This is a genomic window from Micromonospora sp. NBC_00898, assembly GCF_045207895.1.
In the GTDB taxonomy this organism is placed as follows: Bacteria; Actinomycetota; Actinomycetes; order Mycobacteriales; family Micromonosporaceae; genus Micromonospora.
This window is the reverse complement of the sequence record NZ_CP108775.1, coordinates 4,129,435-4,146,016: the sequence shown is the minus strand read 5'-3', so window position 1 is coordinate 4,146,016 and position 16,582 is coordinate 4,129,435. Positions and strand designations below refer to the sequence as shown.

Below are 16,582 nucleotides of genomic sequence, written 5' to 3'. Positions count from 1 at the left end.
GGGGTGGCAGGCGGGCAGCATGGGGGCATGACGCTGTCCTCGATCTACGCCGACTTCGGCGCCCACGAGGCGTCCGGCGTGTCACCCGCCTACGAACGCCTGGCGTCGGCGGTCTCCCGCGACGACGAGCTGCTCGCCCTGCTCGGCAGGCTCCCGCTGGCCAAGCGGCAGCCCAATCTGCTCTTCGGCGTGGTACGGCTGCTCGGCGGTCCCGTTGAGGATCCCGGCGCGTTCCGTGACCACGTGCTGGCAAACTGGCCGGCGATCGAGGCGGAGATCCGCGTCCGGGCGACGCAGACGAACGAGGCCGGACGGTGTGCCGTACTGCTGCCGGTGCTTGCCGCGTTGCCGCAGCCGCTCGCGCTGCTGGAGGTCGGGGCGTCCGCCGGGCTCTGCCTCTACCCCGACCGGTACGCCTACCGCTACGGCGACCTGGTGCTTGGCGCGGGCGAACCGGTCCTCGAGTGCGCGGTCACCGGAGTGACGCCGCCGGACCGCCTACCCGAGGTGGTGTGGCGGGCCGGCCTGGATCTGAACCCGCTCGACGTGACCGACGCCGCCGACGTGGCCTGGCTCGACGCCCTCATCTGGCCGGAGCACACCCACCGTCGCGTGCGGCTCCGGGTCGCGGCGGCCGTCGCCGCGGCGGACCCGCCGCTGCTCGTTCGCGGGGACCTGGTGGACGACCTGCCCGCGCTGGCCGCGAGGGCGCCGGCCGGCGCGACGCTGGTGGTGTTCCACACCTCCGTGCTCTACCAGGTGCCGGCGCCGCGGCGGCAGGCGTTCGCCGACGTGGTACGCGGACTGCCCGGGCACTGGATCGCGAACGAGGCCCCGGAGGTACTGCCCTACGACGCGCTGCCGGAGCCGACTGGCGGGGCGTTGCACAATGTGCTCGCGCTGGACGGGACGCCGCTGGCCTGGACCCGCTCACACGGCCAGGCGATCGACTGGTTCGGGTGACGCGAGGCGACGGCGTCAGGCGTTGAACCGCACCCGGCGGTGGCGCTGGCACGCCGTTCGTCGCCCGGAATCCGGCTGTCCTGGGGCGCTCCACAGTGGTGGCGGTCTGGCAACATACCGGCATGGCCTGGCCTCCGAAGCTGCCGCGCACGTGGAACCCGGTCGTCGCGGTCGCGGTCAGCGCCCTGGTCGGCTGGATCCTGCTCGTGGTGCTGATGAGCGAGGCGTTGCTGGACCGGGCGGACAAGGCGGCCAGCGTCATCGGCATGCTGATCGGGTTGGGCGCGCTCGTGGTCGCCGTCGTCGAGCTGCCCCGACGTGGCGCGACCGCCACCGAACCGGAATCGGAACCGGAGCCGGAGCCGGGTGACCGGCGACCGTCGCTGCTCCGGCGGCCCAGCGTCGTAGCGGCGCTGGCCACGATGGCGGTGGGCCTGCTCGTGGTCATCGTCGTCGTCGGGCTGGGCGGTGGCGGGGGATCACCGGCGGCGACCACGACCACTGCCGCCCCCTCGGCCGCCGCTAAAAGCGACGCGGTGGCGACCGGCCTGCCGGCGGCGACCGGCACCACCGCCGGACCGGCCGAGCCGTGCGTCGCCCAGGCCGCCGTCGCCGCGCCGCCGAGCGCCAGCCCGTCGACCGAGACGGTCCGGCACGAGGGATCGCTGGTGCTCTCCAAGGGCTACTACGCCGACCTCGACTCGCTCTGCCCGGACTGGGACGTCACGGACGTGCTCGGCTCCAAGGGGGACATCGGCAACGACGGGACGGGACTGGTCCGCAGCCTCACCGCCGGAACCCAGATCGCGGTGGTGCCGAGCGACGCCCCGGTCACGTACGCGATGTGCGCCGCGAACACCGACTACGTGTCGGAGACCCTCCGCTACGCCGACCTGCACACCGGAAACCGGTACTGCGTGCTGACCGACGCCGGCCGGCGCAGCCTGCTCACCGTCGTAAAGCGGGTCGGCGGCGACCGGGACCGCTTCTCCGTCCAGATGCAGGTTCGGACGTGGGCGGAGAAGCGGCCCGGCGAGGAGACCAACTACGTCCCGTGGGTCATCGGCGGGATCATCGTCCTCGTGCTGCTCGGCGGCGGGGCGAAGAAGGCCACCTCCGACGCCGACTGAGTCGACCGAGTGCGGTGGGCGGGTATCGCCCCCGGCCGGGGCCGCGGGACCGCCACCCGGCCGCCGCGCAGTGCACCTGCGCAACGCCGACGGGGTCGCCGATCGCAGCTTCGCGCCCATCACCATCGGCGCCGGCGCAGTGTCGATCAGGCGTAGGTAGCGCCCGACGCCGCTGCCGAAGGGCCGGTCAGGCCGGCGGGAAGTCGCGCAGCCGGCGCAGCGGCGAGCAGACCACGAAGACCGCGGCGCTCCACATGCCCAGCACGCAGATCCAGAGCGCCGGCCGCAACCCGAGCTGACTGCCGAGCGTGCCGCCGAGCAGCGCGCCGAGCGGGATCACCCCGTAGCAGATCCACAGGAACGCGGCGTTGACCCGGCCGAGCAGCGGCGCCGGGGTGATCCGCTGCCGGTACGACATCGCCGCCACGTTGAACAGCACCGCGTTGGCGGAGAACGCGGCGAACCCGGCCGCGAATAGCAGCACGCCCCAGCCCGGGCGGGCCAGCGGGATGAGCAGGTAGAGCGGTCCGGGCGCGGCCATCGCCACCCAGATGATCCGGGCGGTGCCGATCCGCCGGGAGAGCCGCTCGGCCAGGGCGCCGGCGACCAGGCCGCCGACCGCGCCGGTGGAGAAGACCAGCCCGATCACCAGCGGCGAGGCGTGCAGCTCCCGGCGCAGGAACGGCACCTCGATCGCGCTCGCGGCCATGACGAAGAAGTTCGACGTGGTGGTGCAGGCGAGCAGCTTCACCAGGATCGGCTGCCGGCGGACGAAACCCAGCCCCTCGCCCAGGGCCGCCCGTGCGGTCACCCGCCCGGCAGCCGGCGGCGCGGCGTCCGGGGTGGCCCGGATGCGCAGCAGCGTCACCGCGCTGACCGCGAAGGAGAGGCCGGTGGTGAGGAACGTGCGGGCCGCGCCGACCAGCGCGATCAGCGCGCCGCTCAGCGTCGGCCCGGCCAGCTCGGCGAACTGCTGGCTGGTGACCAGCTTGGCGTTGCCGTCGACGAGCTGCTCCGCCGGTACGAGGCCGGGCAGCATGCTCCGGTACGCCACCGTGAAGGCGACGGTCAGCACGCCGGAGAGGCCGACCACGACGTACAGGAAGACCAGGGTGAGGTGCCCGACCAGGGCGACCACCGGCAGCGACAGCAGGAGCGCGGCCCGGCCCAGGTCGCACGCGATCATCAGCCGCCGCTGGTCGACCCGGTCGGTCAGGATCCCGGCCGGCAGCGAGAAGATCAGGTACGGCAACCAGGCCAGGAAGGTCAGCAGGGAGATCTGGAAGACGCTGGCGCCGAGGGTGTCCGCGGCGAGCAGCGGCACCGCCACCCCGGAGACCCGGGTGCCGAGTTCGCTGACCGTCTGGCCGCTCCACAGCAGCAGGAAGTTCCGGCTGCGCCACAGCGAGGGGCGGGCCGGGTTGGCGGCGGGTCGGGTCGATTGGGCCGTCACTGCTGAGCCTGTCTGTCTGGCGAGCGCCGCGGGCCGGTCGCCGGGGCCCGGGCACCCTACCCCCGGCCGCGACCGGACGGCACCGCATTTGCGGGCCGAGGCGGCTAGGGTGCGGGCTCATGACGGAACCGCACTGGATGACCGAGACCCGAGCCGCGTACGACACCGTCGCCGTCGACTACGCCCGACTCCTTCCGGACGTTGGGGAGGGGGCGCTGGACCGGTCGATGCTGGCCACGTTCGCGAGCAGGTGCGCGGGTCGGGGCCGGTGGTCGAGGTGGGCTGCGGCACCGGCCGGATCACCGCCCACCTGCGCGACCTAGGGCTGGACGTCTCCGGCGTCGACCTGTCAGCCGGCATGGTGGCGGTGGCCCGCCGCCAGCACCCGGAGCTGCGCTTCGCGGTCGGCTCGATGACCGACCTGCCGGTGGCGGACGGCGCCCTCGCCGGCCTCGTCGCCTGGTACTCGATCATCCACGTGCCGCCGGAGCAGATGCCCGGCGTGTTCGCCGAGTTCCACCGGGTGCTCGTCCCGGGCGGTCGGCTGCTGCTCGCCTTCAAGGCCGGCGACCGGCTGCACCGCCTGGAGCAGGCGTACGGCCACACCGTCTCGTACGACGTGCACTGGCTGTCGCCGGCCCGGGTCGCCGCCCAGCTCGCGGCGGCCAGGTTCACGCTGCACGCCCGGCTGGACCGGGAGCGCGAGGACCGGGAGAAGGGGCCGCAGTCGTTCCTGCTGGCGGTCCGCACGGACGGCACGGTCGACCGCTGAGCACGGTGGCCCCGACGGCCGAGCGTCGACGGGGACCACCGCCCACCGCGTCCGGCGGCGCTACCGGCCCCGGACCACCGACACCTGCTCCGCGATCGAGACCACCTGCTCCACGGTCAGCACCAGTGGCGCCTGGATGTTCACCACCGCGCCGTCGGGCACCTCCGCCTGGAGAAACCACATGTCGTCCGCCCGGATCAGCGTGGCGTCCCGCCCGCCGACGGTGACCCGCCGTTCCTCCCGTGCCCCCATCACCTGGTGCCGGAGATCCGGCTCCGGGTTGGCGACGACCTGCACGGAGAGGATCTCGTCGGGGGTGGCGCCGCGCAGGGTGAGGATCTGGTCGTCCTTGAACGCCGCCACCGTCCACCCCGCGGGGGCGAGCCGGACCCGCAGCGGCACCGGCTGGGGCTGGTCCACCACCGTGGCGGCGATCGCGGTCACCGCCTCCGCACTGGCGCGGGTGCCGATGCCGACCACCGTCACCCACTGGCCGGGCGAACGCTCCCAGCTCACCGCGGCCGACCGGACGCCGCTGCCCTCGGCGCTGACCTCGAGTTCGCCGGGGCGGCCAGCGACCGTCACGGGCCGGACCGGCCCGACGTGGCTCGTCTGCGGGCGGTCCGTGACCTGCAGGTAGACGTCGCTGACGCCGTCCCGGGCCAGGTACACGGCAAGGAAGCCGCCGTCGTCGAGACTGAACCGGGGTGCCGCCAGCCCGGCCGGTCGGGGCCGCAGAGTGAGCGGGAATTCGGGGATCCGCACCGCCACCAGGGAGAGGGACCCCGGCGGCGCGGTGGCGGGCCGGTTGTCGGGCAGCACCAGCGCCCCGGCCCCGGCCGCCACGACCACCGCGGCGGCCGCCACGAGCAGCGTCCGGCGGCGCGCCGTGGGACGGGATCCGATGACGCCCGGCCGGACCGGGTCGCCGGCGCACTCGGCGACGAGCCGGGCACGGGCGGCGGCGAGTGCCTGCGCGGTGGCGGGCGGCGCGTCCGGGCCGTACGCCCGCAGCGCGGTGATCTCGTTCATGACGGCTCCTGGGTGCTCGGCGCGGGATCGAGGGCGAGCCGGGTCAGCCGTCGGGCCCGGTGCAGCCGGGAGCGGACGGTGCCGGTGGGGATGTCGAGGACGGCGGCGATCTCGTCGTACGACAGGTCGGCCCAGGCGGTCAGCAGCAGCACGTCCCGGTCGCCGTGCCGGAGGGTGGCCATTGCGGCGGCCAAATCCCGCCGCAGCGCCCGGGCGTCGACCCGGTCGATGGCGTCCTCCACCGGAACCGGCGACTCGTCCGTGGCGGCGAGGCGGACCAGCGCGCGGTACCGCCGCTCCTCCTGGCGGACGTGGTGGCGCAGCAGGTTGGTGGCGATGCCGAACAGCCAGGGACGCACTCCGACGCCGGTCGACCGGTAGTCACCCCGCCGCCGGAACGCCACCAGGAACGTCTCGCCCAGCAGGTCGTCGGCGAGTGGGCCGATCCGGCGGGCGAGGTAGCGGTGGACGGCCGCGGCATGCCGGTCGAACAGGGGCGCGAACCGCTCCGGGACGGTGGCGGACGCCCGGATCAGGTCGACGTCGGACGGCTCCCCGTCGCCCGCGTCATCGGTGTCGGGCGGTCCGAGGGCGTTGTCGTCGGGCTGCTTTCGCTCGTGGGTGTGGGCCCGCTGCACGTTGGTCACATCCGTTCATGCCCGATGGGCGGCGACGGGTTCACGGTGGCACGGGTCGCCGAGGGTAGGGTCCTTCCCCGACCGGGCGCGGCGAAAGGAACCAGGCGTGACCATCTGCATCCTCACCCTCGGCGGCACCATCGCGATGGCGGGGGCCGGCCCGGGCGGCGTGGTCACCCGGCTGACCGGGGCCGAACTCGCCGCCGCCGTGCCCGGGCTGGCCGACTTCCCGCTGGAGATGCGGGACGTCGAGGCGGTGCCGAGCGCCGACCTGACGTACCGCCGGATCCTCGACCTGGTGGCCGTGGCGGGCGCGGCGGTGACGGACGGGGCGACCGGCGTGGTGGTGACCCAGGGCACCGACACCCTGGAGGAGACCGCCTTCCTGGCCGACCTGGTCTGGCCGCGCCCGGCGCCGCTGGTCTTCACCGGCGCGATGCGCAACCCCACCCTGGCCGGTCCGGACGGCCCGGCGAACCTGCTCGCCGCCGTCCGGGTCGCCGCCGCGCCGGCGGCCCGCGACCTCGGCGTCCTGGTCGCGTTCAACGACGAGATCCACGCCGCCCGGTACGTCCGCAAGACCCACAGCACCAGTACGGCCACCTTCGCCTCGCCCAACGCCGGCCCGCTCGGTCACGTGATCGAGGGCGAGGTACGCCTGCTCACCCGGCCGGCACGGCACGCCCCGCTGCCGGCCGCGGACCCGGACCGGCTGGCCGCCACCCGGGTGGCCGTGCACACGGTCACCCTCGACGACGACGTGACGCTGCTCGACGCGCTCACCGACGGTCGGCAGGGGCTGGTGGTGGCGGGCTTCGGGGTGGGCCACGTCCCCCCGGCCTTCGCCCCGGTGCTCGGCGTGCTGGCCGACCGGATGCCGGTGGTGCTCACCTCGCGCACCGGCGCCGGTTCGGTGCTGCGGCACACCTACGGCGCGGTCGGCTCGGAGACCGACCTGCGGCGGCGGGGGCTGGTCAACGGCGGGCTGCTCGACCCGTACAAGGCAAAGGTGCTGCTGCGCCTGCTGCTGGCCGGCGGCGCGGACCGCGCCGAGATCACGGCCGCGTTCGCCCGCCACGGCTGAGCCGCGGCGGCCGGTCGGCCGCCGCTGAGCCGGCCGGTCGGGGGCTCCGTAGACTCGCCCGGTGACCGGAGAGCGACGACCGTTGGCGGGTCGGCCGCTGACCGAGCCGCACCCGTCCCGGCTGCCGCCTGAGCACCCGGAGCGGGCGGAGATCCTGGCCGCGCACGCCGCCGCGCTGGCCGCGGGGGAGGCCGGCTACCTCGACCCGGCGACCGGCCTCTTCGTGCTCAGCGCCGGCTTCCTGGCGCGGCGGGGCACCTGCTGTGGGCGAGGGTGCCGGCACTGTCCGTATGTGGACGATTGAGGGCTTCCGTCCGAGGAGGGGCAGCCCGTACGGTGTCCGACGGACATCAGGCGGGGGAGGGGTGACGTGCACGGGCGGATCTGGCTCGCGGGGGCGGTCGTGGCACTGACCGGCGGCTGCGCCGCGGAGGCCGAGCCGGTGGCGGTGCCCGCGGCGGAGCCGGTGACGGTGGAAGTGGCGGCCGCCTCCTCAGGTGGGGCCTGCCGGCTGCTCGACTTCGGGCTGATCGCGAAGCACACCGGCGACCGGTTCGACGTGGCGGCGGCCAGCGACCGGGGGGACACCCACACCTGCGTGGTGCGGGCGGAGCAGGCCGTCCTGCCGGAGCTGACCCTCACGGTCACCGAGACCTCGATCGACAAGTCGACCTTCACCCTCGACGTGCTGCCCGACGGGGCCAAGAAGGTCACCAAACTCGGTCAGATCGCCTACCGCCGTACGCTGCCCAAGACCGCGAAGGCCGGGCCGGTGGCCGAGGTGGGTTGGCTCGCCACCGACGGGCGGCTGGCCACCCTGATCTGGACCTGCCCGCCCGGCGCCGACAAGGCGACCGCCGAGGCGGCGGCCGGCAAGCTGGTCACCCTGGCGAAGACGGTGGACACCCGCCGGATCTGAGGCAGCCGGGGAAGTCAGTGGGCGGCGACGAACACCCGGGAGGCCACCTCGCGGGGCAGCCGGATCCGGTCACCGGAGCGGTCGATCGACACCCCGTCGCGTTCCTGGGCCACGGTGACCGTGGCGCCCGGGTCCACGCCCGCGGCGTGCAGCTGCCGGAGTACGTCCGCATCGGTCTGCACGCTCTCGCAGATCCGCCGCACCACGACCGGCCCGGAGAGGCCCGGGAACGCCAGGTTGCGCTCGCCCTCCACGGTGTCGGTCTCGGGCTGCTCGGGGCTGCCCAGCTCCTCCAGGCCCGGGATCGGGTTGCCGTACGGCGAGCGGGTCGGCCGATTGAGCAGGTCGTAGACCCGCTTCTCGACCGCGTCGCTCATCACGTGCTCCCACCGGCAGGCCTCCTCGTGGGCCTCCTCGTAGGGCATCCCGATCACGTTGACCAGCAGCAGCTCGGCCAGGCGGTGCTTGCGCATCACCGAGACGGCGGTGCCGCGGCCCAGCGCGGTGAGCGACAGGTGCCGGTCGCCCTCGACGGTGAGCAGGCCGTCCCGTTCCATCCGGGCGACGGTCTGGCTGACGGTGGGACCGCTCTGCCGCAGCCGCTCCGCGATCCGGGCGCGCAGCGGCGGCACCCCCTCCTCCTCCAGCTCGAGGATGGTGCGCAGGTACATCTCGGTCGTATCGACCAGGTCATGCTTCACGTCGGCGGCCTCCCGGTGGTCGATGCTACCCCGGAGGGGCGACGATCGGCCGCCGGCGAACCGCGAGGTCGCTGCCCGGATGGTGTTGACTGGACCTCATGTCCGGAACCGAGGAGCTGCTGGTCGAAGCCGACCAGCTCGCCGCCGAGCTCGACCGCGCCGATCCGCCCACCCTGCTCGACGTTCGCTGGCGGCTCGCCGGCCCGCCCGGCCGGGACGACTACGCCGCCGGTCACCTGCCCGGCGCGGTCTTCGTCGACCTGGACACCGAGCTCTGCGGCCGGCCCGGTGCCGCCGGCCGGCACCCGCTGCCCGACCCCGCCCAGCTCGAGGCCGCGCTGCGGGCCGCCGGCGTCCGCGCCGGTCACCCTGTCGTGGTGTACGACGGCGGCGACGGCATGTCCGCCGCCCGCGGCTGGTGGACGCTGCGCTGGGCCGGGCACCGCCCGGTACGCCTGCTGCACGGCGGCTTCCCGGCCTGGGTCGCCGCCGGCCTGCCCACCTCCACCGAGCCGCCCAGCCCGGCCCCCGGTGACGTCACCGTCGCACCCGGCGCGCTGCCGGTCCTCGACGCCGGGGCCGCCGCCCGCCTCGCCGCCGCCGACATCGGGGTGCTGCTCGACGTGCGCGCCGCGCCCCGCTACCGGGGCGAGGCCGAGCCGATCGACCCGGTCGCCGGGCACGTGCCGGGCGCGGTGAACCTGCCCGCCCCCGAGTACGTCGGCGACGGCCGCTTCCCGGCCGTCGAGGCGCTGCGCGAGCGGTTCGCGGCGGCGGGCGTGACCGACGCCGCGCCGGTCGGGGCGTACTGCGGATCCGGGGTCACCGCCGCCCAGGCCGTCCTCGCGCTGCACCTCGCCGGCCGGCCCGACGCGGCGCTCTACGTCGGCTCGTGGAGCAACTGGGTGGCCGACCCGGCCCGGCCGGTCGCCACCGGGGAGACACCTGAGAGCTGAGCAGGGCGACCGGCCGACCCGCGTGCGACGATGGCACGCATGTCGGACGACACGGTGGTGGTGTGGGACGAGGCCCTGCTCGCCTACGACATGGGTGACCATCCGCTCGACCCGGTGCGGGTCGAGCTGACCATGGCGCTGGCCCGTGAGCTCGGTGTGCTGGACCGGCCCGGGGTGCGCCTGGTCAAGCCGGAGCCGGCCGACGACGCGCTGCTGACCCGGGTGCACGACGCCCGCTACCTGGAGGCGGTCCGGGCCGCGCCGCGCGACCCGCTCTTCGCCGGCTTCGGGCTGGGCACGTCGGACAATCCCGTTTTCGACGGCATGCACGAGTCCAGCGCCCTGATCGCCGGGGCCAGCGTGGCCGCGGCCGAGGCGGTGTGGCGCGGCGAGGCCCGCCGCGCGGTCAACGTCGCCGGCGGCCTGCACCACGCGATGCCCGACCGGGCCGCCGGCTTCTGTGTCTACAACGACCCGGCGGTGGCCATCGCCCGCCTGCTGGACCTGGGCGCCGAGCGGATCGCGTACGTCGACGTGGACGTGCACCACGGTGACGGCGTGCAGCAGATCTTCTACGACGACCCGCGGGTGCTCACGATCAGCCTGCACGAGACCCCGCTCGCCCTCTTCCCCGGCACCGGGTTCCCCGACGAGACCGGCGGGCCGGGCGCGGAGGGCAGCGCGGTCAACGTGCCGCTGCCGCCCGGGGTCGGCGACGCCGGCTGGCAGCGCGCGTTCCACGCGATCGTGCCGTCGGTGCTGCGGGCGTTCCGGCCCCAACTGCTGGTCACCCAGTGCGGGGCGGACGGCCATCGGCTGGACCCGCTCGCCGACCTGCACCTGTCCGTGGACGGGCAGCGGGCCACCTACCTGGCCCTGCGCGCGCTCGCCGACGAGCTCTGCGACGGCCGCTGGGTGGCCACCGGCGGCGGCGGGTACGCGCTGGTCGAGGTGGTGCCCCGGGCCTGGACCCACCTGCTGGCCGTGGCCACCGGCGAGCCGGTCGACCCGGCCGCGTTGACCCCGCCGGCCTGGCGGGAGCTGGCCGCCGCCCGCAGGCCCGGCCGGGAGGTGCCGCTGCGGATGACCGACGACGTCGACCCGGCGTACGAGCCGTGGCAGCCCACCGGGGAGCCGAACGCGGTGGACCGGGCCATCACGGCCACCCGCAGGGCGGTCTTCCCGCTGCTCGGGCTCGATCCGCACGACCCGCGCGACTGAGCCGGCGGTGGGGGAGGACCGGCCGGTGACCACCGTGGAACAGCCCGTGGACGTGCTGCTCAGCGACGGTACGACCGTCCAGCTGCGACAGATCCGTCCGGCCGACGCCCCGGCGATCGTGGCGATGCACGGGCGCTTCTCCGAGCGCACCCGCTACCTGCGCTACTTCTCGCCGTACCCGCGCATTCCCGAGCGGGACCTGCAACGGTTCGTCAACGTCGACCACCGCGACCGGGAGGCGTTCGTGGTGCTGGCCGGTGACCGGATCGTGGCCGTAGGCCGGTACGAGCGGCTCGGCCCCGGGTCCCCGGAGGCCGAGGTGGCCTTCGTGGTCGAGGACGCCCACCAGGGCCGGGGCATCGGCTCGGTGCTGCTGGAGCACCTCGCCGACACGGCCCGCCGCTTCGGCATCGTGCACTTCGTCGCCGAGGTGTTACCGGCCAACGGGGCGATGCTGCGGGTCTTCGCCGACTTCGGCTACCAGGTCCAACGCCAGTACGCCGACGGCGTGGTGCACCTGAGCTTCCCGATCGCCCCCACCGAGGCCACCCTGGAGGTGCAGCGCGGCCGGGAACACCGCACCGAGTCCCGCTCCATCGCCCGGCTGCTCGCCCCCCGCGGCATCGCCGTCTACGGGGCGAGTGCCACCGGGCAGGGCGTCGGGGCGGCGGTGCTCGGGCACCTGCGCGACGGCGGGTTCACCGGGGCGATCGTGCCGGTGCACCCGACCGCGTCGACGGTGGCCGGGCTGCCCGCGTACCCGTCGGCGGCCGACGCCGGGCTGGACATCGACCTCGCGGTCGTCGCGGTGGCCCCGGACGCGGTGACCGAGGTGGTGGCCGACGCGACGAGAACCGGCGCGCACGGCCTGGTGGTCATCTCCGCCGGCTTCGCCGAGGCCGGGCCGGAGGGGGCGGCGGCCCAGCGGGCCCTGGTCCGCGCCGCGCACCTGGCCGGCATGCGGGTGGTCGGCCCGAACTGTCTCGGCGTCGCCAACACCGACGCCGCGGTACGCCTCAACGCGACCCTCGCCCCGGTGCTGCCCGCCCCCGGACGGGTGGGGATCTTCAGCCAGTCCGGCGCGTTCGGGGTGGCGCTGCTCGCCGAGGCATCCCGGCGGGGGCTGGGCCTGTCCAGCTTCGTGTCGGCCGGCAACCGGGCCGACGTCTCCGGCAATGACCTGCTCCAGTACTGGCAGGACGATCCCGGCACCGACGTCATCACCCTCTACCTGGAGACGTTCGGCAACCCGCGCAAGTTCGCCCGGCTGGCCCGGCGGATCGGCCGGAGCAAGCCGGTGGTGGCGCTCGCCTCGCTGGCCCGCCCGCCCGGCGTCGGCGACGCGCCGGCCCTGGACACCGCCGCGGTCAGCGCGCTGTTCGCCCAGTCCGGGGTGATCCGGGTGGACACCGTCTCCGAACTGCTCGACGTCGGCGTGCTGCTGGCCCACCAGCCGCTGCCGGCGGGCCGCCGGGTCGCCGTGGTGGGCAACTCCTCCGCGCTGACCGGATTGGCCGCCACCGCCTGCGCCGCCCAGGGCCTCACCGTCGCCGACGGCTGTCCGCGCGACGTCGGCCCCCGGGCCCACGCCGCCGAGTACGCCGCCGCGCTCGCCGCCTCCGCCGCCGACGAGAACGTGGACGCGGTGGTGGCGGTCTTCGCCCCGCCGCTGCCCGGCCAGCTCGCCGACCCGGACGCCGACTTCACCGCCGCCCTGCCCGACGCCCTCGCCGCCGGCAAGCCGGTGGTGGCGACGTTCCTGGCCGGACGGGTGCCCGCCGGGGTGCCCGCGTACCCGAGCGTGGAGGAGGCGGTCCGGGCCCTCGCCCGGGTCACCGCGTACGCCGACTGGCTGCGCCGGCCGCCCGGCGTGCTGCCCGAGCTGGACCGGGTCGACCGGGCCGCCGGGCAGGCCGCGTTCCGGGCCGACGGCGCCGATCCGGCGGCGCTGCTGCGGGCGTACGGGATCGACGTGGTGGCGTCGGCGCCGGCGCGGACGGCCGACGAGGCGGTCGAGGCCGCCGGCCGGCTCGGCTGGCCGGTGGCGTTGAAGGCCGCCGCGCCCGGCCTGCGGCATCGCCTGGATCTCGGCGCGGTCCGCCTCGACCTGGCCGACCCGGACGCGCTGCGTCGCGCCTACGCGGACATGGCGCCGGTCTTCGGGCCGGACGTCCTGGTCCAGCCGATGGTCCCGCCCGGGGTTGCCTGCGTCGTGGAGCTGCTGGAGGATCCGGCGTTCGGGCCGGTGGTCGGCTTCGGGCTCGGCGGCGTCGCCACCGAACTGCTCGGCGACCGGGCGTGGCGGGCCGTCCCGCTGACCGACCGGGACGCCGCCGAGCTGGTCGACGAGCCCCGGGCGGCGCCGCTGCTGCGCGGGCACCGGGGTGCCGCGCCGGTGGACCGGGCCGCCCTGGTCGACCTGCTGCTGCGGGTCGGCCGGCTCGCCGACGAGCAGCCCCGGGTCCGCTCGCTGACCCTCAACCCGGTGCTGGCCCGCCCGGACGGCATCTCGGTGCTGCACGCCACCGTCCGCACCGGCCTCGAGGCCCCCCGCCCCGACACCGGCCCGCGCCGCCTCTGAGGAAGGGCCCCCTGTCAACGCCTGCGGTAGAGCAGGGGCCCCTTTTGACACCTCAGGCCCGGCTGGAGATCTGCTGCACGCCCCAGGCGTTGCCGTCCGGGTCGGTGAAGAAGACGAAGCCGACGTTGTCCAGCCGGTGCGGCACCGGTCGCGGGTTGCGCCCGACCACCTGGATCTCGCTGACCTCGACGCCCCGCTCGACCAGTTCGGCGCGGGCCTTCTCCAGGTCCGGCACGACCAGTTGGAGGCCCTTGAGCGAGCCCGGCGGCATGTCCGGGACGGCGCCGGTGCCGACCACGATCGAGCAGCCCGAGCCCGGGGGAGTGAGCTGCACGATCCGTACATCGTCGCCGATGCGGGTGTCGTGGTCGACGGCGAAGCCGAGACGGTCGGCGTAGAACTCCTTGGCCCGGTCCACGTCGGAGACCGGCACCACCACCACTTCCAGCGTCCAGTTCATGCCTTCGCACCCTGCCCGACCGGAGCGGGGAGTCAAGGGCGCCACACGGCGAAGGCCCCGGCGAATCGCCGGGGCCTTCGATTCCGACCGCTCAGCAGGCGTACGCCTCCAGGCGGTTCGCCCGCTCGGGGGCGCGCAGCTTGAGCAGCGTCACCTTCTCGATCTGCCGGATCCGCTCGCGGGACAGGCCGAACTCCCGGCCCACCTCGTCGAGGGTGCGCTGCCGGCCGTCGTCCAGGCCGAACCGGAGCCGGATCACCGCCTGCTCCCGCTGGGAGAGGGTGGCCAGCACGATCCGCACCTCGTTGCGCAGCTCGCCGTCGGCGGCGGCGTCGCCCGGCTCCGCGCGCGGGTCCACCGCGGCGACGAAGTCACCGAGCGCGCTCTCCCCGTCGTCGCCGACCGCCTGGTCCAGGCTGACCGGCTCCCGGTCGTACGAGATCAGCTCGATCACCTGGTACTCGGGGACGCCCAGCGCGGCGGCCACCTCGGCGACGGTGGGCTCCCGGCCGAGCGAGACCGACAGTTCCCGGCGGGCCCGGACCATCCGGTTGACCTGCTCGACCATGTGCACCGGGATGCGGATGGTGCGGGCCTGGTCGGCCATGGCGCGGGTGATGGCCTGGCGGATCCACCAGGTGGCGTAGGTGGAGAACTTGTAGCCCTTGGTGTAGTCGAACTTCTCGACCGCGCGGATCAGGCCGAGGTTGCCCTCCTGGATCAGGTCCAGGAACGCCATGCCGCGTCCGGTGTACCGCTTGGCGATGCTCACCACCAGCCGCAGGTTCGCCTCCAGCAGGTGGTTCTTGGCGGCGCGACCCTCGGCCACGATCAGCGCCAGGTCGGCCCGCAGCTCAGCGGAGACCGGCGTGCAGGCGGCGAGCTTCTCCTCGGCGAAGAGGCCGGCCTCGATCCGCCTGCTGAGCTCGACCTCCTGCGCGGCGGTGAGCAGCTTGGTGCGGCCGATCCCGTTCAGGTACGCCCGGACCAGGTCGGTCGAGACGCCGCGCTCGTCGGTGGCGTCCAGATCGGTCAGGGTTTCGATGCCGGGCTCGGCGTCGACGGTGGCAGCCGGGCGGGTCTGGTGCTCGATCATCTGCAGGGCCATCTCTGTCTCTCCCCGTGTCCTTCGTGCCGCGTACCGGATTCCGTGCCGCTTACCGGCGCGGTGGTGCCGGTGAGGAACAGCTTGGCGGTCGGGGCGTGAAACGGGAGTGAGGCGATCGGGGACCCGACAGGAATCGGTCAGATGTGGGGCACGGTGTGTCGGCACCGGGCGACCTTGCCGGCCACGGTTACCGTGCCAGCGGTCGGCCACCTCGGGCCGGACAGGGACAAGGCGATCGGAGGACGTGGTGGTCTTCAAGCGGCTCATGCAGGCGATGGGTGTGGGTGGTCCCTCGGTGGAGACGGTGCTGGCCAACCCGAACTGCCGCTCCGGTGGCCAGCTGGAGGGCCGGATCCAGGTGGTCGGTGGCGACCACGCGGTGGACGTGTCCTACGTGGCCCTCGGCCTGATGACCCGGGTCGAGGTGGAGAGCGGGGACTCCGACTACGACACCAACCAGGAGTTCGGCCGCAGGCAGGTCACCGGGGCGTTCCGACTGGAGACGGGGCAGCGGTACGACGTCCCGTTCCGGTTCGACGTGCCGTGGGAGACGCCGCTGACCGACCTGTACGGCCAGCACCTGCACGGGATGACAATGGGGCTGCGTACCGAGTTGGAGGTGGCCCGGGCGGTCGACTCCGGCGACCTGGACCCGGTGGCGGTGCACCCGCTGCCGGCCCAGGAGCGGCTGCTGGAGGCGTTGCTGCGGCTGGGCTTCCGGTTCGCCCGGGCCGACGTGGAGCGCGGGCACATCTACGGGGTACGGCAGAGCCTGCCGTTCTACCAGGAGATCGAGTTCCACCCCGCGCCGCAGTACGCCCGGGCGATCAACCAGCTCGAGGTCACCTTCGTCACCGACCCGCAGCAGGTGCAGGTGGTGCTGGAGATCGACAAGCGGGGCGGGGTCTTCACCGAGGGCCGCGACGCCTTCGGCCGCTTCACCGTGGACCACGCCACGGTCGACCGGACGGACTGGGCCGCTCAGCTCGACGGCTGGTTGCGCCAGTCCGTCCAGCGCCGCGGCCTCTTCCTCTGACGGCGCCCGCAGCTCCCGTTGATCAAGAGGTTTGCGTCCGGAGTCCGGCGGCGGAGGACGCGAGCCCCTTGATCAACCAGGAGGGGGCACCGGGTCAGAGGTCGAGGAGGAGGGTGCGGGGGCCCACGTTGACGCTCTCCACCAGCATGTGGGTGCGGAAGCGGCCGGTCTCGACCTTGGCGCCGCGGGCCCGGAGTTCCTCGACGACCGCCTCCACCAAGGGTTCGGCCGTCTCGGCGGGGGCCGCGGCGGTCCAGCTCGGCCTTCTGCCCTTGCGGGTGTCGCCGTAGAGGGTGAACTGGCTGACCACCAGGATCGGGGCGCCGGTGTCGGCGGCGCTGCGCTCCTCGTCGAGGATGCGCAGCTCGTACACCTTGCGGGCCATCGTCGTGGCCACCTGCGGGGTGTCCGCGTGGGTCACCCCGAGCAGCACCAGCAGGCCGTCGGCGATCTCCCCGACCACCTCGCCGTCGACGGTCACGCTGGCCCGGCTCACCGTCTGCACCATGGCCCGCATCAGGCCGTCAC

The 16,582-nt window shown here is 74.6% G+C and carries 17 protein-coding genes; 10 read left to right on the top strand and 7 right to left on the bottom strand.

Going from position 1 to position 16,582, the window contains the following annotated elements; translation table 11 throughout:
• Positions 1-27 precede the first annotated feature (27 nt).
• Together OG799_RS20165 and OG799_RS20160 are read left to right on the top strand one after the other, a co-directional pair.
• On the top strand, positions 28-963 hold the full coding sequence (locus tag OG799_RS20165; protein WP_406036720.1) for a DUF2332 domain-containing protein: 936 nt from the start codon (positions 28-30) through the stop codon (positions 961-963).
• A gap of 122 nt (positions 964-1,085) precedes the next feature.
• Positions 1,086-2,093, top strand: coding sequence for a hypothetical protein (locus tag OG799_RS20160; protein ID WP_406036719.1), 1,008 nt, complete (start codon positions 1,086-1,088; stop codon positions 2,091-2,093).
• 187 nt (positions 2,094-2,280) lie between these two features.
• On the opposite strand, the gene OG799_RS20155 is transcribed toward OG799_RS20160, so the two are convergent.
• Complete coding sequence (locus OG799_RS20155) at positions 2,281-3,546, bottom strand: MFS transporter (protein WP_406036718.1); 1,266 nt, start codon at positions 3,544-3,546, stop codon at positions 2,281-2,283.
• Between the two features lie 250 nt (positions 3,547-3,796).
• On the opposite strand from OG799_RS20155, the gene OG799_RS20150 reads away from it, so the two are divergent.
• Positions 3,797-4,318, top strand: coding sequence for a class I SAM-dependent DNA methyltransferase (locus OG799_RS20150; protein ID WP_406036717.1), 522 nt, complete (start codon positions 3,797-3,799; stop codon positions 4,316-4,318).
• A gap of 60 nt (positions 4,319-4,378) precedes the next feature.
• On the opposite strand, the gene OG799_RS20145 is transcribed toward OG799_RS20150, so the two are convergent.
• Together OG799_RS20145 and OG799_RS20140 are read right to left on the bottom strand one after the other, a co-directional pair.
• Entirely contained in the window at positions 4,379-5,350 is a 972-nt protein-coding gene (locus tag OG799_RS20145) for a hypothetical protein (RefSeq protein ID WP_406036716.1), read from the bottom strand.
• Complete coding sequence (locus OG799_RS20140; RefSeq protein ID WP_406046347.1) at positions 5,347-5,886, bottom strand: RNA polymerase sigma factor; 540 nt, start codon at positions 5,884-5,886, stop codon at positions 5,347-5,349. Before OG799_RS20140 ends, OG799_RS20145 begins: the two co-directional genes overlap by 4 nt.
• 208 nt (positions 5,887-6,094) lie before the next feature.
• Between OG799_RS20140 and OG799_RS20135 the strand changes: the two genes are divergently transcribed.
• The 3 genes from OG799_RS20135 (at position 6,095) to OG799_RS20125 (ending at position 7,991) form a co-directional block, all read left to right on the top strand.
• Positions 6,095-7,072, top strand: coding sequence for an asparaginase (locus OG799_RS20135; protein ID WP_406036715.1), 978 nt, complete (start codon positions 6,095-6,097; stop codon positions 7,070-7,072).
• Between the two features lie 61 nt (positions 7,073-7,133).
• Positions 7,134-7,376 carry a DUF5522 domain-containing protein gene (locus tag OG799_RS20130; protein ID WP_406036714.1) on the top strand — a complete coding sequence of 81 codons (243 nt, stop codon included), beginning with the start codon at positions 7,134-7,136 and terminating at the stop codon, positions 7,374-7,376.
• A 66-nt stretch (positions 7,377-7,442) separates the two neighbouring features.
• Positions 7,443-7,991 (top strand): hypothetical protein, encoded by a 549-nt coding sequence (locus tag OG799_RS20125; protein WP_406036713.1) that lies wholly within the window; start codon positions 7,443-7,445, stop codon positions 7,989-7,991.
• A gap of 14 nt (positions 7,992-8,005) precedes the next feature.
• On the opposite strand, the gene OG799_RS20120 is transcribed toward OG799_RS20125, so the two are convergent.
• Positions 8,006-8,692, bottom strand: coding sequence for a metal-dependent transcriptional regulator (locus OG799_RS20120; protein ID WP_406036712.1), 687 nt, complete (start codon positions 8,690-8,692; stop codon positions 8,006-8,008).
• Positions 8,693-8,790: 98 nt separating this feature from the next.
• Here OG799_RS20120 and OG799_RS20115 point away from each other — a divergent pair, with 98 nt between their 5' ends.
• From OG799_RS20115 to OG799_RS20105, 3 genes are read left to right on the top strand one after another with little or no spacing between them, the layout of a single operon-like run.
• Entirely contained in the window at positions 8,791-9,648 is an 858-nt protein-coding gene (locus tag OG799_RS20115) for a sulfurtransferase (RefSeq protein ID WP_406036711.1), read from the top strand.
• Positions 9,649-9,687: 39 nt separating this feature from the next.
• A complete protein-coding gene (locus OG799_RS20110; RefSeq protein WP_406036710.1) occupies positions 9,688-10,869 on the top strand; it encodes an acetoin utilization protein AcuC in 1,182 nt (393 codons plus the stop codon).
• A gap of 25 nt (positions 10,870-10,894) precedes the next feature.
• Positions 10,895-13,450 carry a GNAT family N-acetyltransferase gene (locus OG799_RS20105; RefSeq protein ID WP_406036709.1) on the top strand — a complete coding sequence of 852 codons (2,556 nt, stop codon included), beginning with the start codon at positions 10,895-10,897 and terminating at the stop codon, positions 13,448-13,450.
• Positions 13,451-13,502: 52 nt separating this feature from the next.
• Here OG799_RS20105 and OG799_RS20100 read toward each other — a convergent pair whose 3' ends face one another.
• Together OG799_RS20100 and sigB are read right to left on the bottom strand one after the other, a co-directional pair.
• The gene (locus OG799_RS20100; RefSeq protein ID WP_406036708.1) at positions 13,503-13,910 is read right to left on the bottom strand and encodes a VOC family protein; all 408 of its coding nucleotides are present in this window, start codon (positions 13,908-13,910) and stop codon (positions 13,503-13,505) included.
• A gap of 91 nt (positions 13,911-14,001) precedes the next feature.
• Positions 14,002-15,018 (bottom strand): RNA polymerase sigma factor SigB, encoded by a 1,017-nt coding sequence (gene sigB / locus OG799_RS20095; RefSeq protein ID WP_406036707.1) that lies wholly within the window; start codon positions 15,016-15,018, stop codon positions 14,002-14,004.
• A 247-nt stretch (positions 15,019-15,265) separates the two neighbouring features.
• Here sigB and OG799_RS20090 point away from each other — a divergent pair, with 247 nt between their 5' ends.
• Positions 15,266-16,054, top strand: a complete 789-nt coding sequence (locus OG799_RS20090) for a sporulation protein (RefSeq protein WP_406046346.1) — start codon at positions 15,266-15,268, stop codon at positions 16,052-16,054.
• 94 nt (positions 16,055-16,148) lie between these two features.
• On the opposite strand, the gene dtd is transcribed toward OG799_RS20090, so the two are convergent.
• The gene (gene dtd, locus OG799_RS20085; protein WP_406036706.1) at positions 16,149-16,571 is read right to left on the bottom strand and encodes a D-aminoacyl-tRNA deacylase; all 423 of its coding nucleotides are present in this window, start codon (positions 16,569-16,571) and stop codon (positions 16,149-16,151) included.
• Between the last annotated feature and the right edge of the window lie 11 nt (positions 16,572-16,582).

Coding starts and splice junctions, on each gene's coding strand:
- OG799_RS20100 (WP_406036708.1), bottom strand. CDS start 13,910: ATGAACTGGACGCTGGAAGTGGTGGTGGTGCCGGTCTCCGACGTGGAC.
- OG799_RS20115 (WP_406036711.1), top strand. CDS start 8,791: ATGTCCGGAACCGAGGAGCTGCTGGTCGAAGCCGACCAGCTCGCCGCC.
- OG799_RS20110 (WP_406036710.1), top strand. CDS start 9,688: ATGTCGGACGACACGGTGGTGGTGTGGGACGAGGCCCTGCTCGCCTAC.
- OG799_RS20145 (WP_406036716.1), bottom strand. CDS start 5,350: ATGAACGAGATCACCGCGCTGCGGGCGTACGGCCCGGACGCGCCGCCC.
- dtd (WP_406036706.1), bottom strand. CDS start 16,571: ATGCGGGCCATGGTGCAGACGGTGAGCCGGGCCAGCGTGACCGTCGAC.
- OG799_RS20165 (WP_406036720.1), top strand. CDS start 28: ATGACGCTGTCCTCGATCTACGCCGACTTCGGCGCCCACGAGGCGTCC.
- OG799_RS20160 (WP_406036719.1), top strand. CDS start 1,086: ATGGCCTGGCCTCCGAAGCTGCCGCGCACGTGGAACCCGGTCGTCGCG.
- sigB (WP_406036707.1), bottom strand. CDS start 15,018: ATGGCCCTGCAGATGATCGAGCACCAGACCCGCCCGGCTGCCACCGTC.